The organism is Allobosea sp. BK604, from assembly GCF_004341515.1.
GTDB lineage: Bacteria > Pseudomonadota > Alphaproteobacteria > Rhizobiales > Beijerinckiaceae > Allobosea.
Map to the genome: position 1 here is coordinate 143,224 of NZ_SLZF01000016.1, position 25,525 is coordinate 168,748.

The 25,525-nt window shown below is 67.6% G+C and carries 26 protein-coding genes and 1 pseudogene; 18 read left to right on the plus strand and 9 right to left on the minus strand.

From position 1 onward, the window contains the following. Positions 1 to 37 precede the first annotated feature (37 nt). Positions 38 to 307, minus strand: coding sequence for a hypothetical protein (locus EV560_RS34655; RefSeq protein WP_131860427.1), 270 nt, complete (start codon positions 305 to 307; stop codon positions 38 to 40). 262 nt (positions 308 to 569) lie between these two features. Between EV560_RS34655 and EV560_RS34660 the strand changes: the two genes are divergently transcribed. Continuing rightward, positions 570 to 2,261, plus strand: a complete 1,692-nt coding sequence (locus EV560_RS34660) for a winged helix-turn-helix domain-containing protein (protein ID WP_131860428.1) — start codon at positions 570 to 572, stop codon at positions 2,259 to 2,261. Positions 2,262 to 2,401: 140 nt separating this feature from the next. Here the strand turns inward: EV560_RS34660 and EV560_RS34665 are convergent, their stop codons facing one another. The 6 genes from EV560_RS34665 to EV560_RS34690 all read right to left on the minus strand — a co-directional run bounded on the left by EV560_RS34665 (position 2,402) and on the right by EV560_RS34690 (position 8,947). Next, positions 2,402 to 4,114, minus strand: coding sequence for a TRAP transporter large permease (locus EV560_RS34665; protein WP_248312357.1), 1,713 nt, complete (start codon positions 4,112 to 4,114; stop codon positions 2,402 to 2,404). 109 nt (positions 4,115 to 4,223) lie between these two features. Continuing rightward, positions 4,224 to 4,823, minus strand: a complete 600-nt coding sequence (locus EV560_RS34670; protein WP_131860429.1) for a TRAP transporter small permease subunit — start codon at positions 4,821 to 4,823, stop codon at positions 4,224 to 4,226. Between the two features lie 40 nt (positions 4,824 to 4,863). Further along, positions 4,864 to 6,051: a Na+/H+ antiporter NhaA gene (nhaA, locus tag EV560_RS34675; RefSeq protein WP_131860430.1), complete on the minus strand. Its 1,188-nt coding sequence runs from the start codon at positions 6,049 to 6,051 to the stop codon at positions 4,864 to 4,866. A gap of 223 nt (positions 6,052 to 6,274) precedes the next feature. Then, positions 6,275 to 6,517: a hypothetical protein gene (locus EV560_RS36920; RefSeq protein ID WP_465247068.1), complete on the minus strand. Its 243-nt coding sequence runs from the start codon at positions 6,515 to 6,517 to the stop codon at positions 6,275 to 6,277. A 216-nt stretch (positions 6,518 to 6,733) separates the two neighbouring features. Further along, positions 6,734 to 7,843 (minus strand): isocitrate/isopropylmalate dehydrogenase family protein, encoded by a 1,110-nt coding sequence (locus tag EV560_RS34685; protein WP_131860431.1) that lies wholly within the window; start codon positions 7,841 to 7,843, stop codon positions 6,734 to 6,736. Positions 7,844 to 7,969: 126 nt separating this feature from the next. Continuing rightward, entirely contained in the window at positions 7,970 to 8,947 is a 978-nt protein-coding gene (locus tag EV560_RS34690; protein ID WP_131860432.1) for a Bug family tripartite tricarboxylate transporter substrate binding protein, read from the minus strand. A gap of 127 nt (positions 8,948 to 9,074) precedes the next feature. Between EV560_RS34690 and EV560_RS34695 the strand changes: the two genes are divergently transcribed. After that, entirely contained in the window at positions 9,075 to 9,734 is a 660-nt protein-coding gene (locus tag EV560_RS34695; RefSeq protein ID WP_248312349.1) for a GntR family transcriptional regulator, read from the plus strand. 16 nt (positions 9,735 to 9,750) lie between these two features. Here EV560_RS34695 and nhaA (EV560_RS34700) read toward each other — a convergent pair whose 3' ends face one another. Beyond that, positions 9,751 to 11,022: a Na+/H+ antiporter NhaA gene (nhaA, locus tag EV560_RS34700; protein ID WP_131860434.1), complete on the minus strand. Its 1,272-nt coding sequence runs from the start codon at positions 11,020 to 11,022 to the stop codon at positions 9,751 to 9,753. Between the two features lie 311 nt (positions 11,023 to 11,333). Here nhaA (EV560_RS34700) and glyA point away from each other — a divergent pair, with 311 nt between their 5' ends. From glyA to EV560_RS36595, 14 genes and pseudogenes are all read left to right on the plus strand, one after another. Beyond that, positions 11,334 to 12,635 (plus strand): serine hydroxymethyltransferase, encoded by a 1,302-nt coding sequence (gene glyA / locus EV560_RS34705; protein ID WP_131860435.1) that lies wholly within the window; start codon positions 11,334 to 11,336, stop codon positions 12,633 to 12,635. A 70-nt stretch (positions 12,636 to 12,705) separates the two neighbouring features. Then, positions 12,706 to 12,948: a hypothetical protein gene (locus EV560_RS34710; protein WP_131860436.1), complete on the plus strand. Its 243-nt coding sequence runs from the start codon at positions 12,706 to 12,708 to the stop codon at positions 12,946 to 12,948. Then, positions 12,948 to 13,415 carry a PIN domain-containing protein gene (locus EV560_RS34715; protein WP_131860437.1) on the plus strand — a complete coding sequence of 156 codons (468 nt, stop codon included), beginning with the start codon at positions 12,948 to 12,950 and terminating at the stop codon, positions 13,413 to 13,415. Before EV560_RS34710 ends, EV560_RS34715 begins: the two co-directional genes overlap by 1 nt. Before the next feature lie 12 nt (positions 13,416 to 13,427). Next, the gene (gene nrdR, locus EV560_RS34720; protein WP_131860438.1) at positions 13,428 to 13,925 is read left to right on the plus strand and encodes a transcriptional regulator NrdR; all 498 of its coding nucleotides are present in this window, start codon (positions 13,428 to 13,430) and stop codon (positions 13,923 to 13,925) included. After that, the gene (gene ribD, locus EV560_RS34725; RefSeq protein WP_131860439.1) at positions 13,918 to 15,048 is read left to right on the plus strand and encodes a bifunctional diaminohydroxyphosphoribosylaminopyrimidine deaminase/5-amino-6-(5-phosphoribosylamino)uracil reductase RibD; all 1,131 of its coding nucleotides are present in this window, start codon (positions 13,918 to 13,920) and stop codon (positions 15,046 to 15,048) included. The genes nrdR and ribD overlap by 8 nt, the downstream gene beginning before the upstream one ends. Continuing rightward, the gene (locus EV560_RS34730; protein ID WP_131860440.1) at positions 15,048 to 15,695 is read left to right on the plus strand and encodes a riboflavin synthase; all 648 of its coding nucleotides are present in this window, start codon (positions 15,048 to 15,050) and stop codon (positions 15,693 to 15,695) included. Before ribD ends, EV560_RS34730 begins: the two co-directional genes overlap by 1 nt. A 34-nt stretch (positions 15,696 to 15,729) precedes the next feature. Beyond that, positions 15,730 to 16,239 carry a 6,7-dimethyl-8-ribityllumazine synthase gene (gene ribH / locus EV560_RS34735; protein WP_131860441.1) on the plus strand — a complete coding sequence of 170 codons (510 nt, stop codon included), beginning with the start codon at positions 15,730 to 15,732 and terminating at the stop codon, positions 16,237 to 16,239. Next, positions 16,236 to 16,703, plus strand: coding sequence for a transcription antitermination factor NusB (gene nusB / locus EV560_RS34740; protein WP_131860442.1), 468 nt, complete (start codon positions 16,236 to 16,238; stop codon positions 16,701 to 16,703). The genes ribH and nusB overlap by 4 nt, the downstream gene beginning before the upstream one ends. 239 nt (positions 16,704 to 16,942) lie before the next feature. Next, the gene (thiL, locus tag EV560_RS34745; RefSeq protein WP_131860443.1) at positions 16,943 to 17,941 is read left to right on the plus strand and encodes a thiamine-phosphate kinase; all 999 of its coding nucleotides are present in this window, start codon (positions 16,943 to 16,945) and stop codon (positions 17,939 to 17,941) included. A gap of 41 nt (positions 17,942 to 17,982) precedes the next feature. Then, positions 17,983 to 19,194, plus strand: coding sequence for an MFS transporter (locus tag EV560_RS34750; protein WP_131860444.1), 1,212 nt, complete (start codon positions 17,983 to 17,985; stop codon positions 19,192 to 19,194). A gap of 252 nt (positions 19,195 to 19,446) precedes the next feature. Next, positions 19,447 to 21,603 (plus strand): sodium-translocating pyrophosphatase, encoded by a 2,157-nt coding sequence (locus tag EV560_RS34755; RefSeq protein WP_131860445.1) that lies wholly within the window; start codon positions 19,447 to 19,449, stop codon positions 21,601 to 21,603. Positions 21,604 to 21,994: 391 nt separating this feature from the next. Then, positions 21,995 to 22,921 (plus strand): DMT family transporter, encoded by a 927-nt coding sequence (locus EV560_RS34760; RefSeq protein ID WP_131860446.1) that lies wholly within the window; start codon positions 21,995 to 21,997, stop codon positions 22,919 to 22,921. A 57-nt stretch (positions 22,922 to 22,978) separates the two neighbouring features. Beyond that, positions 22,979 to 23,236, plus strand: a complete 258-nt coding sequence (locus EV560_RS34765; protein WP_131860480.1) for a type II toxin-antitoxin system ParD family antitoxin — start codon at positions 22,979 to 22,981, stop codon at positions 23,234 to 23,236. After that, positions 23,233 to 23,529, plus strand: a pseudogene (locus EV560_RS36595) (type II toxin-antitoxin system RelE/ParE family toxin). Before EV560_RS34765 ends, EV560_RS36595 begins: the two are co-directional and overlap by 4 nt. A 174-nt stretch (positions 23,530 to 23,703) precedes the next feature. Here EV560_RS36595 and EV560_RS34780 read toward each other — a convergent pair. Beyond that, a complete protein-coding gene (locus EV560_RS34780; protein WP_131860449.1) occupies positions 23,704 to 24,213 on the minus strand; it encodes an outer membrane protein assembly factor BamE in 510 nt (169 codons plus the stop codon). 135 nt (positions 24,214 to 24,348) lie between these two features. Between EV560_RS34780 and EV560_RS34785 the strand changes: the two genes are divergently transcribed. After that, on the plus strand, positions 24,349 to 24,894 hold the full coding sequence (locus EV560_RS34785; protein WP_248312350.1) for a ubiquinol-cytochrome C chaperone family protein: 546 nt from the start codon (positions 24,349 to 24,351) through the stop codon (positions 24,892 to 24,894). Beyond that, positions 24,884 to 25,441 (plus strand): YceD family protein, encoded by a 558-nt coding sequence (locus tag EV560_RS34790; RefSeq protein WP_165923779.1) that lies wholly within the window; start codon positions 24,884 to 24,886, stop codon positions 25,439 to 25,441. Before EV560_RS34785 ends, EV560_RS34790 begins: the two co-directional genes overlap by 11 nt. The last annotated feature ends 84 nt before the right edge of the window (positions 25,442 to 25,525 follow it).

Genomic DNA, 25,525 nt, shown 5'->3' on the forward strand with positions numbered 1-25,525 from the left:
CCGGAATTCGGCTTTGCCGCGCCCTCTGTCGGCGCGGTCAGTCGCCGAACCTTTCGGCGGCGAAATCGATGCCGGCCTGCACCTGGCCGATCGCCTGCTGGATCAGCTGAACGGCCTTGGCCTTGTGGCCGCCCTTGTCGGAGGTCGCCTCGCGAAGCGAGCCGAGCGAGCTGTAGAGCGACGACAGCGCGCGCTCCATGTTGCCCTGATAGGCAAGGGCCTCGTTGGCGGAGAGGACGGCGGACGCCGCGACGGCTCCGCCGGCGAGACGCAGCAGGTTGCGGCGGGATGCGGTGATCTCGGTCATGTCATGGTTCCTTTCTGAGCGGGTCTGCGCAGGCCGGGGCCTGTTCGCCGCTTTCGCGGCCGGCGGGCGCCTTTCGGCCTCCGAACTGCGATTGCTCCTCGGAATGCGGCATCGATCTTGCTCGACGGGATACTGGTATCGGCCGTGCAGTCGCGGAAGCGGGTCAAGCAATCCCGCTCGGAGATCTTCGCGGCCAATGACGAGCGTTCTATGCGCTGGTGGGGACGGCGTCCTGAAACAGGAGTGAATTCTTCCCGAAAGTGTGATCTTCTTCTTGTTCGGAAATCATTCGGAAGTCGTTCGCAGCCAATATTTTAATTGGAATAAGAAGGCTCGCACTATGCCGGGGTCGCAGCAGTCAAGGATCATCTACCGGTTCGACCAGTTCTCCTTGGACCTGGGCCGCGGCACCTTGCGCGGCCTCGACGGGGCCGACCTCGCATTGCGCCCCAAGGCGTTCTCGCTGCTGTCCTATCTCCTCGACCATCCCGGCCGGCTTCACTCCCGCGAGGCCCTGTTCGAGGCTCTGTGGCCGGGCCTGATCGTGAGCGACGACAGCCTGACCCAATGCGTCAGCGATCTGCGGCGTGCGCTCGGAGACCGCGCAAATCACGTGCTCCGGACCGTGCCGCGGCGCGGCTATATCCTCAGCGCGGATGTCGAGAAGCAGAGCATCGAGCCCAGTCCGATTCCGCGACCGGCTGCCCAGCCGGCCGCCGCCGCGATCGATGCCGAGACGACCCGCCGCGAGCTGATCCTGATCGAGCGCGTTTCCGCGGCGCATGACGCGGACGCGGCTCTGCTGGAGGAGATCTGGGGTGAGCTGTTCCTTCAGCTTGCCCGTTTCGAGGAACTGCGGGTGGTCCGCGTCGGTGGCGGCGCCGGCTCGGAAGGCTACCGCGTCCGCAGCGACGCGCGTGTGGTTCACGGGCATCTGCGCGCTTCGGTCCTGCTGGAGGATGCCGAGACGGGGGTGGTGATCTGGACCGAGCCGATCGACCAGCCGCTCAGTGACCTCGCCGCAATGAGCGAGAGGCTGGCCATCCCGCTCGCCCACCATATCGCGCGCCAGGCGGCGTCGGAGAGCCGTCGACGCGCGAGGCACAAGGCGCCGGCCGCCTTGAATGCGCGCGAGCTCTGTCTTCTGGCCGCGGATCACCACCAGCGCGGCACCGAGACTGACACGGCCACGGCTCAGGCCCTGCTCGAACGCGCCATCGCGCTCGATCCCGACTACGCCCCGGCCTATGCCTGGCAAGCCTATGTGGTGCAGCGCGGACTGACCTACGGCTGGGGGGCGCTGAAGGGCGAGGCCGCCCGGGACCGGGCGCTGGCGCTGGCGCGCCATGGTGCGGTGCTCGCGCCCGATTCCCCGCTCTGCCTCTCACGCCTGGCCTATTGCCTTTATCTGTGCGCGCGCTGGGACAAGGCGGTTCTCACCGCGCGCATGGCGCTGACCGGAGCCTGGACGGCCGGCGTCAACGAGTGCGTCACCTGCAGCGAGGTGCTGGCGCAAGGAGGGCATCCGGACGAGGCGGTGGAGGTGATGCGGCGCATGTTGCGCTTCGATCCCTATTCCCCGCCCACCGTCTACTCGGTGCTGGGCCGTGCCCTGCTGATGGCGGGACGGTCCGAGGAAGCTCTCCCGGAGCTCCGCATCTGCGCGGCGCGGCTGCCCGATTATGCCGGCTGCCACCATTCGATCCTGATGGCCGCGCATGAGAACGGCCACGCGGACGAGGCGCGCCGCGCCTATCAGGACATTCAGCGTCTCCAGCCTGGCTGGCGACCGCTCGAGAATGGCGGTCCCTGGTTCTTCCGCGAGGCCGCGGATGCGGAGCGGCTTCATGCCGCATTCGATGCGGTGCGCGCGGCAGCGCTGCACGACCAGCAAGGGACGACAACGGGTGACGTGTTGAGCTTTCGGCCGAGGGAAAGGTCGAACCGTCCCTGATGCGAAAGCATTGGGCGGTGCAGCGCAAGAGCGGACGCAGCCTCCTTGCAGGCTTTCGGTCTGGGGGCCGGTGACCGGATCATTCCGCCGGGGGCCGGATGCTGCCGGGGGCTCATGAGCCCGGCAGCATCCAAGGCGACCTATTTCAGATTGAGCGGGGGTGGGGAGTTCATGTCCAGCCCAGGCAATCTGCCGCCCGGGCCAAGTCCCGGGATCTGGATCGAGTCGAATTGCTTGTCGATCGCCTTCTGGTCGAGCTGCACGGCCGATGCCTTGTAGTGCATCACCATTTGCGGAAAGAGCACGACGAGCGCCACCATGATGAGCTGGATCACCACGAAGGGCACGGCGCCCCAGTAGATCTGCGCGGTCGTGACCGGCTCCATCTGCTTGCCCGTGATCTTGTCCTTGTAGGCCGCCTTGGGTGCGACGGAGCGGAGGAAGAATAGCGCGAAGCCGAAGGGCGGGTGCATGAACGAGGTCTGCATGTTCACGCCGAGGATGACGCCGAACCAGATCAGGTCGATCCCGAGCTTGTCCGCGGCGGGCCCGAGCAGGGGCACGATGATGAAAGCCAGCTCGAAGAAGTCGAGGAAGAAGGCGAGCAGGAACACCATCACGTTGACGACGATCAGGAAGCCGGTCGCGCCGCCCGGCAGGCCGACGAGCAGGTGCTCGACCCAGACATGGCCGTTGACCCCGTAGAAGGTCAGCGAGAACACGCGCGCGCCGACCAGGATGAACAGCACGAAGGCCGAGAGCTTGGCGGTCGATTCCGTCGCCTGCTTGAGCAGGTCGAAGGTCATGCGCCGCTTGCCGAAGGCGAGCAGGATCGCGCCCGCCGCGCCCATCGCGCCGCCCTCGGTCGGGGTCGCGACGCCGATGAAGATCGTGCCCAGCACCAGGAAGATCAGCGCCAGCGGCGGCACCATCACGAAGATGACCTGCTCGGTCATGCGGGACAGCAGCTTGAGGCCGAGGAGCCGGTTCAGCACGGCGATGACGAAGGAGACGGCGACCATGATCGACATGGTCAGCACGACGAAATCGGCGCCGGGCGCCACCTTCGTATAGAGCTTCATGTAGGCATAGGCGATGGCGAGCGAGAGGATCGTCACCACCAGCAGCGAAAAGCGCCGCGTCTTGCCATCGGGGTCGCGCAGCGTCTGCGCCTCGGGCGGCAGGCCGGGTGCGCGCTTCGGGTAGATGATGGTGACGAGGAAGACATAGCCGGCATAGAGCGCCGCCAGCACCAGGCCGGGGATGAAGGCGCCCTCGTACATGTCGCCGACCGAGCGGCCGAGCTGGTCGGCGAGCACGATCAGGACGAGGGAGGGCGGGATGATCTGCGCCAATGTGCCGGAGGCTGCGATCACGCCGGAGGCGAGGCGGCGGTCATAGCCGTAGCGCAGCATGATCGGCAGCGAGATCAGGCCCATCGAGATCACCGAGGCCGCGACCACGCCGGTGGTGGCGGCGAGCAGAGCGCCGACGAAGATGACCGCATAGGCGAGACCGCCGCGGATCGGCCCGAAAAGCTGGCCGATCGTATCGAGCAGGTCCTCGGCCATGCCTGAGCGCTCGAGCACCAGACCCATGAAGGTGAAGAACGGGATGGCGAGCAGCACGTCGTTGTTCATCGTGCCGTAGATGCGCTCAGGCAGCGCCTGCAGGAAGTTCTCCTGGAACATCCCGAGATCGATGCCGACCAGCGCGAAGAGCAGGCCGTTGGCGGCGAGCGCGAACGCGACCGGATAGCCGAGCAGCAGGAAGACGACCAGCGTCGCGAACATCACGGGCGCCATGTTGGCGCGCAGGAAGTCGCCGAGTCCGGCGGCATGGGCCTCGCCCATATTCAGGCACAGGAAGGCGGCGAGCGTGAGCGTCAGCAGCGGGCCGGCGGCGCGCGGAAGGCGGGACAGGGTCATGGATGCTTCTTCCGAAATTCTTCCGCTGCGTTGCTCAGGAGGCCAGGCCCTGCGCCTTCGCCTGGTCGAGCAGGCGTTGCGCTTCCGCCTCGGCCGCGGCGGCATGGCCGCTCGCCACCTCTTCGTCCTCGAGGTGTCCGGTCATGATGGCGATCTGCTTGATCACCTCGGAGATGCCCTGGAAGGTCAGCATCACGAAGCCGACGACCACGAGGCCCTTTGCCGGCCATTGCGCCAGGCCGCCCGCCGAGAGGGACTGCTCGTTGATGGCGTAGGAGCGCAGGAAGAAGGGCCAGGAATGGTAGACAATCAGCACCGTGAACGGCAGCAGGAAGAAAAGGTGGCCGAGGAGGTCGATCCATTGGCGCACGCGCTTCGGCAGCATGCTGTTCACGATGTCGATGCGGATATGCTCCTTTAGTTGCAGCGTCCAGGACGCGCACATCAGGAAGACCGCGCCGAACAGCATCCATTGCAGCTCGAGCCAGGCGTTCGAGGAGACGTTGAACAGCTTTCTGACGATCGCGTTCACCGTCGCGATGATCACGGCAAGCAGAATCAGCCAGGCGATTTTCTTGCCGATCTGGCCATTTATGGCGTCGATGATCCGGCTGATTTTCAGGAGCGCTTGCATGGGATGCTCTTCTCTTTGGGGCGTTTGTCGGCGGGCGTGGTCAGCGAGAATTCCCCGGCCGCGCCAGGCGGAGCACGACGTATCCCGATAGGCCGGCCAGGAGGGAGCCGGCCAGAATGCCGTATTTCACACGGTCCTGCATGGATGCGTCTTCAAATGCCAATAATCCGATAAACAGGCTCATAGTGAAGCCGATGCCACAGAGCAATGCGACACCGAACATTTGCGTCCAGGTCGCTTTCGGTGGCAGGTCGGCCCAGCCGCTTCGTTCCATCAGCAGGACGGCGCCGAACACGCCGATGAGCTTGCCGAAGAGAAGACCGGCGGCGACGCCGACCGCCAGGGTGTCCGACATCACCGCCGGGCTGAGCTTCGCGAACGAAACACCGGCGTTCGCGAAGCCGAAGATCGGTATGATGACGAAGCAGACGGGGACATGGAGAGCATGTTCGAGGCGATGCAGCGGCGACTCTGCGGGCGCCGCCTCGGGCCTTCCTGGCGTGGTCTTGATCGGGATGGTCAGGGCCAGCAGCACGCCGGCTATCGTCGCATGCACGCCCGACATCAGCACGAGCGTCCAGAGGACCAGGCCCAAGGCGAGATAGAGGGGCAGGCGATCATAGCCGAGTGCATTCAGGCTGCGCAGGATGCCGAATACGAAGATCGCGCCAAAAAGCGCGTAGGCATCGAGCTCGGCCGTATAGAATATCGCGATGATGATGACCGCGCCGAGGTCGTCGATGATTGCGAGCGCGGCCAGAAAGACCTTGAGCGAGCCCGGCACGCGCGACCCGAGCAGCGACAGAACGCCCAGGGCGAAGGCGATGTCCGTCGCAGCCGGAATCGCCCAGCCGCGCAGCGCGGCCGGCTCGCTGAGGTTGATCAGGACATAGATCAGACCCGGCACGATCATCCCGCCAAGGGCGGCGACGCCAGGAAGTGCCCGGCGCGACCAGGTCGACAGCTGGCCGTCGAGCACCTCCCGCTTGATCTCGAGCCCGACGCGCAGAAAGAACACGGCCATCAGGGCATCGTTGATCCAATGCAACAGGCTGAGCGGGCCGATGTAGGCCTGCAACGCCGCGAAATAGGCGGGAGCCAGCGCCGAGTTGGCAATGATGATGGCCAGGAACGCGGCCGCCAGAAGCACGAGTCCGCCGGCCGTCTCGTTGCGGAGGAAATCACGGAGCGTTGAAAAGGGTCGGATTGCCCTGGACGTCCCGCTCATGGCCTGGCCTCCGCGCGGGAGGCAGCTTCGGGGTAGCCAGGCGGTACAGGAATCGCGGGGACGGTATCGGCCGGAACAGGCAGGGTCATGCGCATAGGTCTCCTGCGCTGGCGGCCCGACCAGCGCAGTAACCTGCCCGCTCTCAAACGAGCGGAGCACCCAAGCCTCTATTGCATCGACGCGAGCCGCTCGCAACCTGCCGGAAATCGACTTGAGCGGGCTGTTATGCGAGCCCGATCTCCGTCTCGGCTTGCCACAGCGGGCGGCGGCTCGTGCAGGAAGAAATCCCCGAGCGGGTCTGACCCCGTTGGTGATGGCGCTCCAGTTGGGCAGCATCCGGCCCAGCCCGGTGCAGGCCCGGGATGAAGGCGAGATGCAGCTCCCGCGCGATGCGCGTCCAGAACTCGCTGGACGCGCTGCCGGCGATCAGGCTGGCGTTGACCGCACCGATCGAGATGCCGATCACCCAGTCCGCCTCGACGCCGGCCTCGTGTAGCGCCTGCTAGGCGCCGGCCTGGCAGGCACCGATATGGATAGGAGAGCTCCTGCAAACGGCTGGGAGTTCCGCAGCCGCTTGCAGGAAAGACCGGACGATCGTTCGGGGCACGCCGGATGCTGTTTGGACGCTGGTCGTCTCCGGCTCGACGCTTCTTCGCCCCTTGCGATGAGCGGCGAGGCTGGGTCAGCCCGCCCTGGCCGCCTCCGGCAAGGTCGCGAGCACGCGCTCGGTGAAGGCCTTCGTGCCGAGCCGGCCGCCGAGATCGCCGGTGCGCTGCTCGGGGACGCGGATGGTCAGGTCGAGCGCGCGCTCGATCGCGGCCCCGGCGCGCAGCAGCGCCTCATTGCCGCGGCGCTCGCCGAGCCAGGTCAGCAGCATCGCGGCCGAGCCGATCAGCGAGCAGGGATTGGCGCGGTCCTGGCCGGCGATATCCGGCGCCGAGCCGTGCTGGGCCTGCGCCACCGCATGCTCGCGCCCGGCATTGAGCGAGGCGGCGAGGCCGAGGCTGCCGGAGATCTCCGAGGCCTGGTCGGAGAGGATGTCGCCGAACATGTTGGTGGTCACGATCACGTCGAAGACGCCGGCATCGCGCACCAGCAGCGCCGCCATGGCGTCGATGATCTTCTCCTCATAGGCGACTTGCGGGTAGCGCGCCGCGACCGAGCGCACGCATTCGAGGAAGAGCCCGTCCGAGATGCGCAGGACATTGGCCTTGTGCACGGCCGTGACCTTGCGCCGGCGCTGCATGGCGAGCGCGAAGGCGCTCTCGGCGATGCGCAGCGAGGCCTCGCGCGTCACCTTGCGGAAGGAGAGGGCGAGATCCGGCGTCGGCATGATCTCGCCGGGGCCGAGATGCATCGAGCGGTCCGAATAGAAGCCCTCGGTGTTCTCGCGCACGACCACGAGATCGAGCGGCTTGCCGCAGCGCGGCTCGAACCCCTCGCGCGAGCGCGCCGGCCGGATATTGGCGTAGAGATCGAGCCGCTTGCGCAACTGGCCGGACGGGTTGAGCCCGCCCTTCTCGGCCGGCGGATACTCGTTATGCGAGACCGGGCCGAGGATGATGCCGTCAGCGCGCCTGGCCGCCTCGAACACGGCCTCGGGGAAGGTCGTGCCCTGCTTCTCCAGCGCGGTGAAGCCGATCTCGGCCTGCTCATAGGCCAGCGCGAAGCCGAAGAGACGGCTCGCCGCATCCAGCACCTGCACCGTGGCGCCGCAGATCTCGCGCCCGATGCCGTCGCCTTCCAGGACCAGGAGCTGCAGGGGCGCATTCGTCGCTGTCGTTTCGGTCATGATGATCTGGTCCGGTTCGGAAAGTAAGGCTGCCCGCAAGGCGCGCGGCAAGGCGGGCAGGGGATCGGCGGGCAGGGGATTGGCGGGCAGAGGATTGGTGGGCAGGGGAGTGGCGGGACGCTGGCGCTATTCGACCTTGATATTCGCCTCGGTCACCACCTTCGACCATTTCTCGCGCTCGGCCTTGACGAAGGCGCCGAATTCCTGCGGCGTGTTGCCGATCGGCTGGGCGCCTTCGAGCTCGAGATTCTTGCGCACCTCCGGCAGGTTGATGATGGTCGCGACCTCGTTGCGCAGCTTGTCGATGATCGGCTGCGGCGTGCCCTTGCGCACGAAGACGCCGTACCAGCCGCTCGCCTCATAGCCGGGCACGCCGGCTTCCGAGAGCGTCGGCACGTTCGGCAGGGCAGGGGCCCGCTCCAGCGTGGTCACGGCCAGCGCCTTCAGGCTGCCGCCATTCACATGGCCGATCGCCGAGGGCAGCGTCGCGAACATCATCGGGATATGCCCGCCGATCAGGTCGTTGAGGGCAGGGCCGGCGCCGCGATAGGGCGCATGTTTCAGGCTGACCTTGGCCATCAGCTCGAACAGCGCGGTGGCGATATGGTTGGCCGAGCCATGGCCGGCCGTGCCGTAGGTCAGGGTGTCCGGCTGCGCCTTCGCCATGGCGATCAGCTCCGCCACCGAATTGGCCTTCACCGAGGGATGCACCAGGAGCAGCAGCGGCGCCTTGGCGATCAGCGTGACCGGTTCGAGCACTTCGGCCGGATCATGCCGCAAGTTCTTGAACAGACTCGGGTTCACCGCCATCGGGCCGATATTGCTGATCAGCACGGTATAGCCGTCGGCGGCCGCCTGGGCCGCGGCGGTCGTGCCGAGATTGCCGCCCGCTCCGGCGCGGTTCTCGACCACGACGCCGACGCCGAGCCGGTCCTGCATCTTCTGCGCGACGGCGCGGGCGATCACGTCGGTGCCGCCGCCGGCGGCATAGGGCACCACCATGGCGATCGTCTTGTTCGGCCAGTCCAGCGCCTTGGCGCCGGTAACGAGCCCGCCCGTGGCGAGCGCCAGGCCGAGCGCCAGCCCTGCGAAATTCCGCGACATGTATCCTCCCAGCTTTTCACTTATTCGGTATACCGAAGTATACTGAACTGGAGCCGGCCGAGGCAAGCGTTGATTTCCCGGGGCCGGCGCGCGATCACGGGCGCGGAATGCGCGAGGAGGGATGCTCTTGGGGGATTTCGCCGATGTTCAGCCCGCGGGGTCGCTGGCGGCGCAGGCCTATGCCAGCCTGCGCGGCGCGATCGAGGCCGGCGAGCTGCGGCCCGGCATGCGGCTGCGCGAGGAGGATCTGGCGGTCCGGATGCAGATGAGCCGCACGCCGCTGCGCGAGGCGGTGCGCCGTCTCGAGGCCGAGGGCTTTTTCGCACGCGAATCCCGCACCCTGGTCGTCGCCTCGCTCGATCATCAGGCCGTTTCCGAGCTCTACGCGATGCGCGAGGTGCTGGAGGGCACGGCCGCAGCCTTCGCGGCGCGCCATGCCTCGGACAGCGAGATCGTGGCGCTGCGCGATCTCCTCGCCATCGAGGCCGATCTGCTCGCGCGCCCGCAGGAGCTGGCGCGCCATAACGAGCGCTTCCACTCGGCACTCTACGGCGCGGCCCATAACCGCTACCTGCTCAAGACGCTGAACGCCTTGCGCGACGCGCGCGCGTTGCTCGGCCCCTCGACCCTGCTCGACCCGGTCCGGGCCGCGCAGGCCCATGCCGAGCATGAGGCGCTGGTTAGCGCGATCGAGGCGCATAGCCCGGCCGCGGCGGACGAGGCCGCCCGGCTGCATATCCGCTCCGCCCGGCGCGAGCGGCTGCGGCGGCTGGTGCAGACGAATTAGCGCATCGGCGCTAGCGCTAGCGCGGGCGCTTGCGCGCCAGGATCGACGGCGCCGGCTTGACCGGCTCCTCATCCGGCCTGGCGAGCGCGGCGCCGGCGATATGGAGCACGACATAGCCCAGCACGGCGGAGATCGCCGAGCCGACCAGCACGCCGATCTTGGTCGCCTTGTGCAGCGCCTCATGGCCCTCGAAGGCGAGGGCGCCGATGAACAGGCTCATGGTGAAGCCGATGCCGCAGAGCAGCGAGACGCCGTAGATCTGCATCCAGCTCGCCTTGGCCGGCTTCGTGCCCAGGCCCAGCTTCACGGCGAGCCAGGCGAAGCCGAACACGCCGATCTGCTTGCCGAGGAACAGCCCGAGCGTGATGCCGAGCGGCACCGGCGTCAGCAGCAGATAGGGCGTCATCCCGGCGATCGAGACCCCGGCATTGGCGAAGCCGAAGATCGGCACGATGAAATAGGAGACATAGGGGTGGAGCCAATGCTCCAGCGTATGCAGCGGCGAGTGCTCCGGCTCGTCGCTCTCGGTGCCGTAGCCGCCGAGCGGGATGGTCAGCGCCAGGGCGACGCCGGCGAGCGTGGCATGGATCCCGGATTTCAGCACGAAGAGCCAGAGCACGGCGCCGACCACGAGATAGGGCCAGAGCGACCTGACATTGCGCAGGTTGAGCAGCGTCAGCGCGGCGAGGCAGGCGGCCGCGCCGCCCAGCATGACCAGCGAGAGCTGGTCCGAATAGAACAGGGCGATGATCAGGATGGCGCCGAGATCGTCGAGAATCGCCAGCGCCGTCAGGAAGATCTTGAGCGAGACCGGCACGCGCGAGCCGAGCAGCGCCAGCACGCCGAGCGCGAAGGCGATGTCGGTCGCCGCCGGGATCGCCCAGCCGCGGATCGCCGCCGGATCGCCGCGGGCGACCGCGAGATAGATCAGCGCCGGCACGATCATGCCGCCGAGCGCGGCGATGGCGGGCAGGGCGCGCCGCGACCAGGTCGCGAGCTGGCCCTCGATGAACTCGCGCTTGATCTCAAGGCCGACGATCAGGAAGAAGACCGCCATCAGGCCGTCATTGATCCAGTGCAACAGGCTCAGGCCCGCGATCTTCAGCTCCAGCACCGCGAAATAGATCGCGCCCAGCGGCGAATTGGCGATGGTCAGCGCGTTGAGCGCGGCGAAGACCAGCAGCACGCCGGCCGCGGCGCCGCTTTCGAAGAAGGCATGCAGCGGCGAGCGGCGCTGCGGTGGCCAGGTCTCGCTGTGAACGTCGCCTTCGCGCTGCTCGCTGGTCACGCCATCTCCCCCCGCATGTTGTTCCGTCCCGCATCATTTTTCGCTGATCTCGCAGCCTTCCCATGACAGGCCGATGTCGGAAGGCAGGGATCCCGGAGCCGCCAGCGGCGAGACACCTCGATCCGGCCGGAGGATCAACCGGATTCGTGCGGCCGCAAAACAGATTCCACTTTTCGCGATCATGGTCTAAGCACGCCGCAGCGCCGGGGAGCTTTGCCGACCCCGACGATGTGACCAATCCGAACGGGCGCGGGACTGGCGTGCCGGAGCCTTGAGGTTCCAGCCGCCGGCGCGTCGAGGGAGCTTAAGCCATGAGCCGTGACGCAGCTGCCGAGAAGCACCTCTCCAACTCCTTCTTCAGCGCCTCGCTGGCCGATGTCGACCCGGAGATCGCCCGCGCGATCGAGCTGGAGCTCGGCCGCCAGCGCGACGAGATCGAGCTGATCGCCTCCGAGAACATCGTCTCGCAGGCCGTGCTCGAGGCGCAGGGCTCGGTCATGACCAACAAATATGCCGAGGGCTATCCCGGCCGGCGCTATTATGGCGGCTGCCAGTTCGTCGACATCGCCGAGAAGCTGGCGATCGAGCGCGCCTGCCGCCTGTTCGATTGCCAGTTCGCCAATGTCCAGCCGAACTCGGGCAGCCAGGCCAACCAGGCCGTGTTCATGGCGCTGATGCAGCCGGGCGACACCTTCATGGGTCTCGACCTCGCCGCCGGCGGCCACCTGACCCATGGCGCCCCGGTCAACCAGTCCGGCAAGTGGTTCAAGGTCGTGCCTTACGGCGTCTGCGTCGTCGACCAGATCATCGATTACGAGGCGCTGGAGCGTCTCGCCGTCGAGAACAAGCCGAAGATCATCGTCGCCGGCGGCTCGGCCTATGCCCGCCACTGGGATTTCGCCCGCTTCCGCGAGATCGCCGACAAGGTCGGCGCCTATTTCATGGTCGACATCGCCCATTTCGCCGGGCTGGTCGCGGGCGGCGCCCATCCCTCGCCGTTCCCGCATGCCCATGTCGTCACCACCACCACGCACAAGACCCTGCGCGGCCCGCGCGGCGGCATGGTGCTGACCAATGACGAGGCCATCGCCAAGAAGATCAACTCGGCCGTGTTCCCGGGCATCCAGGGCGGCCCGCTGATGCATGTCATCGCCGCCAAGGCGGTCTCCTTCCACGAGGCGCTGCAGCCGGAATTCAAGATCTACGCCCGCGCCGTGGTCGAGAACGCCAAGGCGCTCGCCGACACGCTGAAGAGCAAGGGCTTCGACCTCGTCACCGGCGGCACCGACAACCACCTGATGCTGGTCGACCTGCGCTCGAAGAAGCTGACCGGCAAGGCGGCCGAGGCCGCGCTCGGGCGCGCCCACATCACCTGCAACAAGAACGGCATCCCCTTCGATCCGGAAAAGCCGATGACGACCTCCGGCATCCGCCTCGGCACCCCTGCGGCGACCTCGCGCGGCTTCGGCGTCGCCGAGTTCAAGCAGGTCGGCGAGCTGATCGCCGAGGTGCTCGACGGCCTCGCCGCCAATGGCGAGGAGGGGAACGCCGCGGTCGAGCAGGCGGTCAAGGCCAAGGCCCACGCACTGACCTCGCGCTTCCCGATCTATTGATCGGTCGCTCCGGTCCACGCCTTGAAGCTGTCGCCCTACGGGGTTACATACATGTCGACGGGAGGTCGATATGGGGCGTCACAGCGTGACCATGCGGGAGTTGCAGAAGATGTCGGCCGGCGCCATCCAGGCGCTGCCGCATCCGGTGCCGATCAAGAGCGGTACCGCGACGGTCGGGTTGCTGGTGCCGGTCAAGAAGCCGGACACCGAGACGATCTCCGCAGCCTTGAAGCGAAGCGACGACTATCATGCCGCCTTGTCGCCGGACATGAAGCTTCGCCTCGAGCGTTTCCTGGGCGAACGTGACGAGTGATGTGGCGCTCCAGGCCTTCGGAGGCCCTCATTGTCGACGCGAACGTCATTCTGAGCGCGGTTCTTGGCTTCAGGTCGAGACCGCTGCTCGAAAAGGTCAGCGCCCGCAGGGCTTTGATCACATCGGTCGATGTGTCCGACGAGGTGCGGCGCGTGCTTGTGCGACTTGATCCCGGCGCTCCGGTTCTTGGCGAGATCGCCGGCGCGATCCTCAATTCGATCGAGCTCGTCGAGGCCGTGAGATACGGTGACAACATTGCGGGAGCCGAGAGCCGCCTTCGCAACGCCACGGCCTCCCGCAACGGCAGCACCGACGACGCCCATATCCTGGCGCTCGCCTGGACCTATGACGCCGATATCTGGTCGCATGATCGCGATTTCGCCGGCACCGGCTGGCCGTCATGGTCGAGCGCCAATCTCGCTGCGGCGCTGGCCGAAGAGGCCGGCGCCGAGACCCAACCGTCCTGAGAGGCCGCCCCGATGCGCTGTCCCTATTGCGGCTCCCTCGATACGCAGGTGAAGGATTCCCGGCCGACGGACGATCACGCCTCGATCCGCCGGCGCCGCGTCTGCCCGGATTGCGGCGGCCGCTTCACCACCTTCGAGCGCGTGCAGCTGCGCGAGCTGACCGTGGTCAAGCGCTCGGGCCGGCGCACCGCCTTCGACCGCGACAAGCTGCAGACCTCGATCGAGGTCGCGCTGCGCAAGCGCCCGGTCGCGCCCGAGCGCGTCGAGCGCATGGTCAACGGCATCGTGCGCCAGCTCGAAAGCGCGGGAGAGGGCGAGGTCTCCAGCTCGACCATCGGCGAATTGGTGATGGAAGGGCTGAAATCGCTCGACGACGTCGCCTATGTCCGATTCGCCTCGGTCTACAAGAACTTCCGCGAAGCCCGTGATTTCGAAGAGCTTTTGGGCCAGCTCAGCGCCGACGAGATCGAAGCCGCGACAGCCCCGCCGCCCGCCCGTCACGATGACTGACCAGGGCGCGCTCGATCGCGCCTTCATGCGCCAGGCGCTGGATTATGGCGCGCGCGGCCAGGGCACGACCTGGCCGAACCCTTGCGTCGGCGCCATCGTCACGCAGGACACGGCCGATGGTCCGGTCGTCGTCGCACGCGGCCATACCCAGCCCGGCGGGCGCCCGCATGGCGAGGCCCATGCCTTCGACCGGGCCGGCGATGCCGCGATCGGCGGCACGCTCTATGTCACGCTCGAGCCCTGCTCGCATCGCACCGTCCGCGCCGCCACCCCTTGCGTCGAGCGCACCATCCTCGCCGGCGTCCGGCGCGTGGTCTGCGCCATGGCCGACCCCAATCCGCTCTTTCGCGGGCTCGGCTTCGCCTTGCTGCGCACGGCCGGCATCAGCGTCACCACCGGCGTGCTCGAGCAGGAGGCGCAGCGGGCCCATCGCGGCCATGTCCTGCGGGTCACGCAGGGGCGGCCGATGGTGACCTTCAAGGTCGCCCGCACCGCCGACGGCTATGCCGGCACGGCGCAGCGCAAGCCGATCGCCGTTTCATGCCCGGCCGCGAGCGCCTGGGTCCATCTCCAGCGCGCCCATCACGATGCGATCATGCTCGGCATCGGCTCGGTGCTCGCCGACGATCCGATGCTGACCGTGCGGCTGCCCGGCATGGCCCAGCGCTCGCCGATCCGCGTCATCCTCGATTCGCACCTGCGCCTGCCGCTCGAGTCCAGGCTGGTCCGCACGGTCGGCGAGGTTCCGGTCTGGGTCATCGCCGCCGAGACCGCCCCGGTCGCGGCCGAGCAGGCGCTGGTCGCGGCCGGCGTCGAGGTCATGCGCGTCTCGGCCGGGCCGGACGGCCATCTCGACCTTCGGGAGGCGCTGAGCCTGCTCGGCACCCGCGGCATCACCCGCGTCTTCTCCGAGGGCGGGCCGACCATCGGCGAGAAGCTGGCGCTGGCGGGCCTTGCCGACGAGGTCATCGTCTCGACCTCGCCGAAGCCGCTGGGTGAGCCGGGTATCGTCGCCGTGCGTCCGGCCCTTGCGGAAATGCTGGGTGAACCCGACCTGTACCGGCTTGCGGAGACCGGGCTGATCAGCCACGACCGTTTCGAGCGCTATGAGAGGATCGCCTGATGTTCACCGGCATCGTCACCGCCATCGGCACGGTCGTGGAGGCGCAGAGCAAGGGCCCGAGCCTGAAGCGCCTCGCCATCGCCTGTCCCTATGAGGCCGCCGGCATCGAGATCGGCGCCTCCATCGCCTGCGCCGGCGTCTGCCTGACCGTGACGGCGCTGCGCGAGCGCGAGGATGGCGAGCCAGGCTGCACCTTCCAGGTCGAGGCTGCGGCCGAGACCCTGTCGAAGACGATGGTCGGCGCCTGGGCGCCGGGCACGCGGGTCAATCTCGAGCGCTCGCTCAAGATGGGCGACGAGCTCGGCGGCCATCTCGTCACCGGCCATGTCGACGGGGTCGGCACCATCCTGAAGATCGATCAGATCGCGCCCGATCCGGACGAGCCCTGGGGCGCGACCGCGCGTTTCCATATCCGCGCGCCGCAGGGGCTGCCGCGCTTTATCGCCGCCAAGGGCTCGATCTGCCTCGACGGCACCTCGCTGACGGTCAACACGGTCGAGGACGACGTCTTCACCGTGCTGCTGATCCCGCATTCCTTCAGCGTCACCACCTGGGGCGAGCGCAAGGCCGGGGACCCCGTCCATGTCGAGGTCGATCTGATGGCACGGTATGCCGCGCGGCTTGCGGAGGCGCGCCCGGGCGGGTAACCAGCGCCCTTGACATCCAGCAAGGATAAGAACCATGGCCGGACCCCGGCAGATCTCGGCCGATAAGGCCGCAACTCCCGCCGTCGCGCTCGACGGCGCCCGCGTTCTCGTGGTCGAGGCGCGCTTCTACGACAAGCTTGCCGACGAGCTGCTCGAAGGCGCGCTCGCCGTGCTCGACAAGGCCGAATGCCGCGTCGATGTCGTCACCGTGCCCGGCGCGCTCGAAATCCCCGCGGCCATCGTCATCGGCCTGCGCAATGCCGACGAGAATGTCGACCCCTATGAGGCGGTCGTCGCGCTCGGCACCGTCATTCGCGGCGAGACCGGCCATTACGACATCGTCGCCGGCGAGAGCTCGCGGGCGCTGATGGATCTCTCCGTCGCCTTTGCCATGCCGCTCGGCAACGGCATCCTCACCGTCGAGAACGAGGCGCAGGCCTGGGCCCGCGCCAACCGCTCCGAGATGGACAAGGGCGGCGGCGCGGCCGAGGCGGCGCTCGCCGTGCTGCGCTACAAGCGCTCGCTCGCGGATAAATCCTCATGAGCCGGGCTGAAATGCGCCGCGGCGCGCGGCTCTCGGTCGTGCAGGCGCTGTACGAGATGGAGATCGGCGGCCGTGGCGTCATCGAGGCCATGGCCGAGTTCGAGGCCTTCTGGATCGGCAAGGAGGTCGAGGATGTCGAGCTGCCCAAGGCCGAGATCGCCTTTTTCCGCGACCTGCTCAGCGGCGTCGTGCGCGAGCAGCGCCTGATCGACCGCTCGGTCGACGAGGTCCTCGCCGCCGGCTGGCCGCTGAAGCGCGTCGAGGCCGTGGTCCGCGCCATCCTGCGCGGCGGCGCCTATGAGCTCGCCTTCCGCAAGGACGTGCCGGCCCGCGCCGTCATCTCCGAATATGTCGCCGTCGCCCGCGCCTTCTACGAGGGCGAGGAGATCGGCATGGTCAACGCCGTGCTCGACAAGCTCGCCCGCGAGTTCCGCTCCGACGAATTCGACGCGCCGGCGGCGTAGCGCATCGGCCCGAAACGTGGATCGCGGTTTTCGGGACATGCCGATGCGAGGACGTGGTCCAGGCTGGAGATTTCCCGTCATTGCGAGCACCCGGGTCTTGCCTTTGGCAAGCCCGAGTACAGGCTCCGCGAAGCAATCCAGGGCGGCAGAGCTTTACGTCCCCCTGGATTGCTTCGTCGCTGCGCTCCTCGCAATGACGTCGGGTTCGTGTGAGTCCAGTGCCTCTGCGGGAAGAAAACGTGAGCGATAAAGCCCAGCGCCCCGGCGAGTTCGAGCTGATCGCCCGCTATTTTGTCCCGATCGCCGGAGCGGCGGGCCTCGGCCTCGTCGACGATGCCGGGCTGCTGCGGCCGGGCCGCGGCTACGAGATCGTCGTCACCGCCGATGCGCTCGTCGCCGGCGTGCATTTCTTCGCCGACGACCCGCCGGCCTCGATCGCGCGCAAGGCGCTCGCCGTGAACCTCTCCGATCTCGCCGCCAAGGGCGCCAGGCCCGATGGCTTCGTGCTGACGCTGGCGCTGCCGAAGGGCTGGACCGAGGATTGGCTCGCCGGCTTCGCTGGGGGGTTGAAGGCGATGGCGCAGGAGGGCGGCTGCCCGCTCATCGGCGGCGACACCGTCTCGACGCCCGGCCCGCTGACCATCTCGATCACCGCCTTCGGCAGCGTTCCGGCCGGGCGCATGGTGCTGCGCTCGGGCGCCAGGCCCGGCGATCTCCTGCTCGTCTCCGGCACGATCGGCGATGGCGCGCTCGGCCTCAAGGTGCATGGCCCGGACCAGCCGGGCTGGGTCGCCGGGCTCACTGGGGAGCAGCGCGCGCATCTCGCCGATCGCTATCTCCATCCGCGTCCGCGGCTCGCCCTGTCGCCGGCGCTGCAGCTCCATGCCTCCGCTGCGATGGACGTCTCGGACGGGCTGGTCGGCGATCTCGCCAAGCTGCTCGCCGCCTCCGGAATCGGCGCCGAGATCGATCTCGATGCCGTGCCGCTCTCCGCTGCGGCCCGCGCCGCGGTCATGGCCGATCCCGCATTGGCGGAACTGGCCTGGACGGGCGGAGACGATTACGAAATTCTCCTCACGGCCTCTGAGGGAGAATATCCTGCTCTGGCCGCGGCGGCGGAGACAGCCGGCATCGCGCTTGCGCGCATCGGCCGGGTCACCTCCACTGCCGGTGCGATGCGTTTCTACGAGCAGGGCAGGGAGCGCGCCTTCACGCGAGGGTCCTTCGCCCATTTTTGAAGGCGGCGGATGCTGCCGGGTGACGAGCGGCGGCTTCTGCGATGAACCAGCATGTTCCGGTGACCGAGGGCGACGTGATCGCCAGGCGCAATGCGCTCGTCCTCGCCTGCGCCCAGGCGCTGGGCGGCGCGAGCCCGGCCATCGTCATCTCGCTCGGCGGCATCGTCGGCTCCCAGCTCGTCGCCGACAAGACCTTCGCCACCGTCCCGGTCAGCCTGATGCAGCTCGGCCTCGCCACCGGCGTCATCCCCGCGGCGATGCTGATGCGCAGGTTCGGCCGCCGCAGCGGCTATCTCATCGGTGCGCTGATCGGCGCCGTCGCCGCCAGCATCGCTGCAGCGGGCGCCGGCGGGCGGATGTTCTGGCTGTTCTGCCTCGGCACCTTCATGTGCGGGCTCTATGGCTCCTTCGTGCAGAGCTACCGCTTCGCCGCCGCCGATACCGCGAGCGAGGCCTTCAAGCCGCGCGCCATCTCCTGGGTCATGTTCGGTGGCCTCGCCGCCGGGATCATCGGCCCGCAATCGGTCTTCTGGACGCGTGACCTGACGCCGGCCGCCCCCTTCGCCGCGAGCTTCCTGGCGCAGGGCTGCCTGGCGCTGCTGGCCATTGCCGTCGTGTCCCGGCTGCGCCCGCCGCCGGTGACGGCGGTGAAACAGGCCGGCGGCCGGCCGCTCGGTGAGATCATGCGCCAGCCCAAATTCATCGCCTCGGTCACGGCTGCGCTCGTCGCCTATGGCCTGATGAGCTTCGTCATGACGGCGGCGCCGCTCGCCATGGTCGGCTGCGGCCATTCGATCGGCGAGGCCGCGCTCGGCATCCAGTGGCATGTGCTCGCCATGTTCGGCCCGAGCTTCTTCACCGGCAAGCTGATCGCCCGCTTCGGCAAGGAAAAGGTCACGGCAGCCGGGCTTTGCCTGACCGCGCTCGCGGCCATTGTCGGCCTGCACGGGCTCAGCGTCGCGCATTTCTGGCTGGCGCTGATCCTGCTCGGCCTCGGCTGGAATTTCGGCTTCATCGGCGCGACCGCGCTGGTGACCGACTGCTATCGCCCGGAGGAGCGCGTCAAGGTCCAGGCGGCGAACGATTTCCTCGTCTTCGGCTCGGTCGCCATCGCCTCCTTCTCGGCCGGCGGCCTGCTCAATGCCGGCGGCTGGGACAGCGTCAACTGGCTGGTCTTCCCGCCGGTGGCGATCGCGCTCGTGCTCGTGGCCTGGCAAGGCCTGCAGAAGCGGGCGGCGCCGGCGGCGCTCTGACGGGTCAGTCACGCCCGACCCGGTCCTTCCGCGCCGGCGCGTAGCGCCGGCTAGGCATGCCCTGACATTCCCGCGGATTTGTCAGCCAGCCCGTTTGCGTTCCGGCGAAATCTTGTCAACACTGTGGGTCGACTCTGGCGATCCGTATACCGGGTGCGATCTTCCCCGCCCGTCTCCGCATCAATGGCGTTCAATAACTAAAGGTTCGCGACAACGTTCGCGTGGGAAGAAACCTCGAGGTCAGGAGCACCGATGTCCGCCTTGCTTATCATCATTCTTCTGAGTGCGCTTTCGATTGTCTACGGCATATGGGCCTATGGCGACGTCATGAAGCGCGACGCCGGCAGCCAGCGCATGCAGGAGATTTCCGGTGCGGTCGCCGAGGGCGCGCAGGCCTATCTCAAGCGCCAATACGTCACCATCTCGATGGTCGGCGTCGTGCTCTTCGTTGTCCTGGCCTATCTGCTCGGCCCCTGGGTCGGCATCGGCTTCCTGATCGGCGCGGTGCTCTCCGGCGCCGCCGGCTTCATCGGCATGAACGTCTCGGTCCGGGCCAATGTCCGCACCGCCCAGGCTGCGATGCAGTCGCTGGGCGAGGGGCTCGACGTCGCCTTCAAGGCGGGCGCGGTCACCGGCATGCTGGTCGCCGGCCTCGCGCTGCTCGGCGTCGCCGTCTACTACACAGTGCTGACCGTCGGCCTCGGCAATTCGCCGTCCAGCCGCGTCGTCATCGACTCGCTGGTCGCGCTCGGTTTCGGCGCCTCGCTGATCTCGATCTTCGCCCGCCTCGGCGGCGGCATCTTCACCAAGGGCGCTGACGTGGGCGCCGACCTCGTCGGCAAGGTCGAGGCCGGCATCCCGGAGGATGATCCGCGCAACCCCGCGACCATCGCCGACAACGTCGGCGACAATGTCGGCGACTGCGCCGGCATGGCCGCCGATCTGTTCGAGACCTATGCGGTGACGCTGGTCGCGACCATGGTGCTCTCCGCGATCTTCTTCGCCGGCCAGCCCGTGCTGGGCGCGATGATGCTCTACCCGATGGCGATCGGCGCCGCCTGCATCGTCACCTCGATCATCGGCACCTTCTTCGTCAAGCTCGGCGCCAACCAGTCGATCATGGGCGCGCTCTACAAGGGCTTCATCGCCGCCGGCGTGCTCTCGGTCGGCGCCATCGCCCTGGTCAACTGGCTGATGTTCGGCGGCTTCTCGGCCGCCTTCACCACCGTGCAGGGCGTGAGCTTCACCTCGGGCGGGCTCTTCGGCTGCGCGCTTGTCGGCCTCGCGGTGACGCTCTGCATCGTCGTCATCACCGAGTACTACACCGGCACCGGCAAGCGTCCGGTCGTCTCGATCGCCCAGGCCTCGGTCACCGGCCACGGCACCAACGTCATCCAGGGCCTCGCCGTCTCGCTGGAAGCGACCGCGGCGCCGACCATCGTGATCATCGCCGGCATCATCGTCGCCTATGGCCTGGCCGGCCTGTTCGGCATCGCCATCGCCACCACCGCCATGCTGGCGCTCGCCGGCGTCGTCGTGGCGCTCGACGCCTTCGGCCCGGTCACCGACAATGCCGGCGGCATCGCCGAGATGGCCGGCCTGCCCAAGGAGGTCCGCCACTCCACCGACGCGCTCGACGCCGTCGGCAACACCACCAAGGCGGTCACCAAGGGCTATGCGATCGGCTCCGCCGGCCTCGGCGCCCTGGTGCTCTTCGCCGCCTATACCTCGGACCTGAACTTCTTCATCGCCGAGGCCAACAAGGCGGGCGCGACCAGCTTCCAGTACTTCAAGGGCATCACGGTCGATTTCTCGCTGTCCAACCCCTATGTCGTCGTCGGCCTGCTGCTCGGCGGCCTCATTCCCTTCCTCTTCGGCGGCATGGGCATGACCGCGGTCGGCCGCGCCGCCGGCTCGGTCGTGGAGGAGGTGCGCAGGCAGTTCCGCGAGAAGCCCGGCATCATGGAAGGCAAGGACCGGCCCGATTACGGCCGCGCCGTCGACATGCTGACGCGCGCCGCGATCAAGGAAATGATCGTGCCCTCGCTCCTGCCGGTGCTGGCGCCGATCGTGACCTTCTTCGTCATCAACGCCATTGCCGGCCGCAACCAGGCCTTCGCCGCGGTCGGCGCCATGCTGATGGGCGTCATCGTCACCGGCATCTTCGTCGCCATCTCGATGACCTCGGGCGGCGGCGCCTGGGACAATGCCAAGAAGAGCTTCGAGGACGGCTTCGTCGACAAGGACGGCGTGCGCCACATGAAGGGGTCCGACGCCCACAAGGCCTCGGTGACCGGCGACACCGTCGGCGACCCCTACAAGGACACGGCGGGCCCCGCCGTGAACCCGGCGATCAAGATCACCAACATCATCGCGCTCCTGCTGCTGGCGATCCTGGCGCATTCCTGAGCCTGAACCAGCTGCCCGAACGCCAAGGCCCCGCGGAGCGATCCGCGGGGTTTTTTCTTGCCGTCCCAAGGGGTTGGCGCCCGATCCTGAATCAAGCTCTCGCCCTGTTGAATCAGATTATGAAGGGGCATCTCGTCATGGTCGGGCTTGTCCCGACCATCCACGTCTTCCTTGATGCGGGGCGGTGTTCAAGACGTGGCTGCTCGCCACAGGGGCGAGCATGACGGCGTGACTGAGAGCATTTTAATCCAGGGACTGGGCACGGCCTTTCCCGTCATGGTCGGGACGAGCCCGACCATGACGGCTGGCTCGCTACGGCCGGGAACGTAGCGTTCCTGCAAGCGTCAGCCAGTGCCCGGTGGCATGGTCGCCCCAACCCTAGGGGCAAGCCATGACCGCATCGACAAGCACAGCCGTTTCCGCCGCCCGATCCAGCCACGCCACCGAGATCGCGCTGCTCCTCCTGCTCGCGGCGCTCTGGGGCGGCTCCTATACCTTCATCAAGCTCGGCGTGGAGACGATCCCGCCGGTCACGCTGATCGCGGCCCGCACGCTGATCGCCGGCGCGATCCTCGTCGCGGTCATCCGCGGGCGCGGCCTTGGCCTGCCCCGCGATCTCGCGACCTGGCGGCTTTTCCTGTTCCAGGCCTGCCTCAACAGCGTCCTGCCCTTCACGCTGATCGCCTGGGCCGAGCGCAGCGTCGATGCCGGGCTCGCCACCATCCTCAACGCCACCACCCCGGTCTTCGTCTTCCTGCTGACGCTCGCCTTCGCCGCGCAGCGCAAGCTCGACCTGCGCAAGGCCTTCGGCGTCGCCGCCGGACTTGCCGGCATCATGCTGGTTGTCGGCGTCGAGGCCGTCGGCGGCCTGGGCGGCGAGCTCGTGCCGCAGCTTGCCATCGTGCTCGCCACCGTCTCCTATGCCTGCGCCGCCCTGTTCGGCCGCAACTTCACCGGGCTCGACCCGCTGATGCCGGCCGCCGGCTCCCTGCTCTGCGGCGGCGCGATCCTGCTGCCGCTCGCCCTGATCGTCGACCGGCCCTGGACGCTCTCGCCCTCGCAGGATTCGATCCTCGCCCTGCTGGCGCTGGCGGGTTTCTCGACGGCGCTCGCCTTCGCCATCTATTTCCGGCTGATCGGCACGCTCGGCCCGGTCGGCACGACCTCGGTCTCGTTCCTGCGCGTGCCCTTCGGCGTCGCCATCGGCATCGCCTTCCTCGGCGAGCGCCTCAGCCCGACCGCCTGGCTCGGCCTGGCGCTGGTCGTGATCGGCGTGGCGGCGATGACCCTGCCGGAGCGCAATACGACAACGCGTTGATCCCACGCTTGCATGACCTTTGAACCAATAATAGATATTGATCAAAGGAGGCAGGCAATGGCTGTCAGTGCGGATCTCGGAACCCGATTGGAGAGCGTTGTCGATCAACTGGTCGCAACAGGCCGCTACAACTCGAAGAGCGAGGTCTTGCGCGAAGGCGTGCGCCTCGTCGAGGAGCGCGAGAAGCGGCTCATGGCCCTCGACGCGGCATTGGAGCAGGGCCTCGCGGAAGCCGATGCCGGCCAGCTCATCGCCGGTGATGATGTCTTCGCCACTTTGCGGGCGCGTTATACGAAGTCTGCCGACGGCGGATGAGGCTGGCCTTCACGCTCAAGGCGCGCCGCGACCTGCAGGAGATCGGCGACTACATCGCCAAGGACAGCCCGGTCCAGGCGCTACGCTTTGTCGATACCCTTGAGCGCCGCTGCGCGGGCCTTCTCGTTACGCCCGAGCGCTATCCCCTGGTCGCGCGCTAACCGGCGCGTCAACTCCGCCGTGCTCCCCATGGCAGCTATGTGATCTTCTATCGCCTGCGCGAGGACACGGTCGAAATTCTGCGCGTATTGCACGGCGCCCGCGATCTCGATGCCCTGATCGGGGCGCTGTGAGCCGCGAGATCGTGGGGCCGGATATCGTATCGCGTCCGCTGATCTACCTCGTTCTCGTCGGGGCTTTTGCCGAAATCCGCAATCCACCGTTCGGATCGAGGCGTCAGGCACGAAAAAGCCCCGCAGCATCGCTGCGGGGCTTTTGCCTGTTCGTGGGAACCGTCTTCAGGCTCGTCAGGAGCCGCCAGTCAGGCCGCCGAGCGGGTTGAACTTGGTGACGCCGCGGAAGAGGTTGCGCACGAAGCTCTGCTCCTCGCCGCCCGAGGCGGTGGTGCGGCTGATGAAGTCGAAGATCACGCCGTCCTGCAGGCCGTAATTGGCGATGCGCTCGACCTTGAAGGACTTGTTGAAATAGATCACCAGCACGTTCTGGTCGATCACCGCCGGGTCCTGGAACTGGAAGCGCCGGCGCACGCGCTGGCTGATATAGTAGAAGGTGCGGTTGCCGACGGTCGAGGTCGTCGAGGGCGTGCCGAGGATGGCCAGCACCTGCTGCACGTCCATGCCGGGCTTCACCTGGGCGATCAGCCCGTCATCCATGACGAAGCCGCGCGTGAACTCCTCGTTCAGTCCGGACGATGTCGGCAGCACGAAGCCGCCCCGGTCTGCGCCGCAGCCGGCGAGAGCGAGTGACGAGGTCGCGAGAAAGCCCAACAGGGTCGCGCGGCGGGTCGTATCGGTCATGCAGGGCAATCCAGAAGCAGGGAGGGCAGGTCCAATGGGGCGGGAGGTCTAAGTCGCTTGTCAAACAGGTCATGGTTGGCGTAACGCCCGAGCATGGCTTTGGCAAGGCAGAGGCGGTACCCGGGAGTTGCGCGCGTGATCTTCGGCTTGTTCGGCAAGCGTTCGGAGCGACTTGGGCCGGTGAATGCGTTGTTCGATCGCGTCGCCGTGGCATCGCGCCAGCCCGGCCTCTATCTCGAAGGCGGCATTCCCGACACGTTCGAAGGCCGTTTCGAATCACTGACGCTGCATGTCTTCCTCGTGCTGCGCCGCCTGCGCGCGCTGCCGGCTCCGGCCGACGCCCTGGCGCAGGATTTCGTCGACGCCTGCTTCTCCTATCTCGAGTTCGGCTTCCGCCAGAGCGGCATCAGCGATGTCGCCGTGCCCAAGCGCATGAAGAAGATCGGCCAGATGTTCTATGGCCGGCTCCAGGCCTATGAGCGCGCGCTGGCCTCCTCCGATCCGGCCGAGCTGGTCGAGACCCTGCGCCGCAATGCCGGAAGCGGCGAGGGCGCCCCTGCGCTGGCCGCCTATGTGCGAGCGAGCGACGACGCCTTTGCCGGGCGCGATCTTGACGCAATTCTGGAGCAGGAAGCGCTCTTTCCCGCTTTCTCCAATCAAGAGAATCACCATGGCGCCTGAAACCAGCGCCCCGCTCAGCCATCCCGTCCGTGTCGAGACGATCAAGCCGCGTGGCAGCCATGTCACGGTGACCGCCGCCGGCGAGACCCTGGCGCGCATCGCCACCGTGCTCGGCCTCGCCTCGCTCGAAGCGCTCGAGGCGCGTTACGAGCTGTCGCGCAATGGCGATCGGGTGAAGCTTGCGGGCGAGATCGCTGCCGAGCTGCACCAGACTTGCATCGTCACGCTCGACCCGTTCCCGGTCAGCCTGAAAGTGCCGGTCAAGCTCGATTTCGTGCCGGAAGCGGAGGCGCTCGCCGCCGCCGAGCGCGAGCAGAGCCGCGACGACAAGGGCGAGATCGATCTCGAGATCCTGCTCAACGAGGACGATCCGCCGGAGCCGATCATCGACGGCGTGATCGATCTCGGCGCGATCACCGTCGAGTTCCTGGCGCTCGCGCTCGATCCCTATCCGCGCAAGCCGGGAGCGAGCTTCGATGCCGATCTCGGCAGCTCCAGGGAGGAATCGCCCTTTGCCGTGCTGGCCAAGCTGAAACGGGGCGAATGAGCGCTTTTTCTTCTCCTGCTTTGGCTTGCGGCGGGCGTCCAAGTCGCTATTGTCCGGCCCGCATCGAGCTGCCCCGTATCGAAG

What these genes read in the sequence shown, in the direction of transcription:
- EV560_RS34655 (WP_131860427.1), bottom strand. Translation starts at nt 307, where the DNA reads ATGACCGAGATCACCGCATCCCGCCGCAACCTGCTGCGTCTCGCCGGC.
- EV560_RS34665 (WP_248312357.1), bottom strand. Translation starts at nt 4,114, where the DNA reads ATGGGCGAGGCCCATGCCGCCGGACTCGGCGACTTCCTGCGCGCCAAC.
- EV560_RS34670 (WP_131860429.1), bottom strand. Translation starts at nt 4,823, where the DNA reads ATGCAAGCGCTCCTGAAAATCAGCCGGATCATCGACGCCATAAATGGC.
- nhaA (WP_131860430.1), bottom strand. Translation starts at nt 6,051, where the DNA reads ATGAGCGGGACGTCCAGGGCAATCCGACCCTTTTCAACGCTCCGTGAT.
- EV560_RS34685 (WP_131860431.1), bottom strand. Translation starts at nt 7,843, where the DNA reads ATGACCGAAACGACAGCGACGAATGCGCCCCTGCAGCTCCTGGTCCTG.
- EV560_RS34690 (WP_131860432.1), bottom strand. Translation starts at nt 8,947, where the DNA reads ATGTCGCGGAATTTCGCAGGGCTGGCGCTCGGCCTGGCGCTCGCCACG.
- glyA (WP_131860435.1), top strand. Translation starts at nt 11,334, where the DNA reads ATGAGCCGTGACGCAGCTGCCGAGAAGCACCTCTCCAACTCCTTCTTC.
- EV560_RS34710 (WP_131860436.1), top strand. Translation starts at nt 12,706, where the DNA reads ATGGGGCGTCACAGCGTGACCATGCGGGAGTTGCAGAAGATGTCGGCC.
- EV560_RS34715 (WP_131860437.1), top strand. Translation starts at nt 12,948, where the DNA reads ATGTGGCGCTCCAGGCCTTCGGAGGCCCTCATTGTCGACGCGAACGTC.
- nrdR (WP_131860438.1), top strand. Translation starts at nt 13,428, where the DNA reads ATGCGCTGTCCCTATTGCGGCTCCCTCGATACGCAGGTGAAGGATTCC.
- ribD (WP_131860439.1), top strand. Translation starts at nt 13,918, where the DNA reads ATGACTGACCAGGGCGCGCTCGATCGCGCCTTCATGCGCCAGGCGCTG.
- EV560_RS34730 (WP_131860440.1), top strand. Translation starts at nt 15,048, where the DNA reads ATGTTCACCGGCATCGTCACCGCCATCGGCACGGTCGTGGAGGCGCAG.
- ribH (WP_131860441.1), top strand. Translation starts at nt 15,730, where the DNA reads ATGGCCGGACCCCGGCAGATCTCGGCCGATAAGGCCGCAACTCCCGCC.
- nusB (WP_131860442.1), top strand. Translation starts at nt 16,236, where the DNA reads ATGAGCCGGGCTGAAATGCGCCGCGGCGCGCGGCTCTCGGTCGTGCAG.
- EV560_RS34750 (WP_131860444.1), top strand. Translation starts at nt 17,983, where the DNA reads ATGAACCAGCATGTTCCGGTGACCGAGGGCGACGTGATCGCCAGGCGC.
- EV560_RS34755 (WP_131860445.1), top strand. Translation starts at nt 19,447, where the DNA reads ATGTCCGCCTTGCTTATCATCATTCTTCTGAGTGCGCTTTCGATTGTC.
- EV560_RS34760 (WP_131860446.1), top strand. Translation starts at nt 21,995, where the DNA reads ATGACCGCATCGACAAGCACAGCCGTTTCCGCCGCCCGATCCAGCCAC.
- EV560_RS34765 (WP_131860480.1), top strand. Translation starts at nt 22,979, where the DNA reads ATGGCTGTCAGTGCGGATCTCGGAACCCGATTGGAGAGCGTTGTCGAT.
- EV560_RS34780 (WP_131860449.1), bottom strand. Translation starts at nt 24,213, where the DNA reads ATGACCGATACGACCCGCCGCGCGACCCTGTTGGGCTTTCTCGCGACC.
- EV560_RS34790 (WP_165923779.1), top strand. Translation starts at nt 24,884, where the DNA reads ATGGCGCCTGAAACCAGCGCCCCGCTCAGCCATCCCGTCCGTGTCGAG.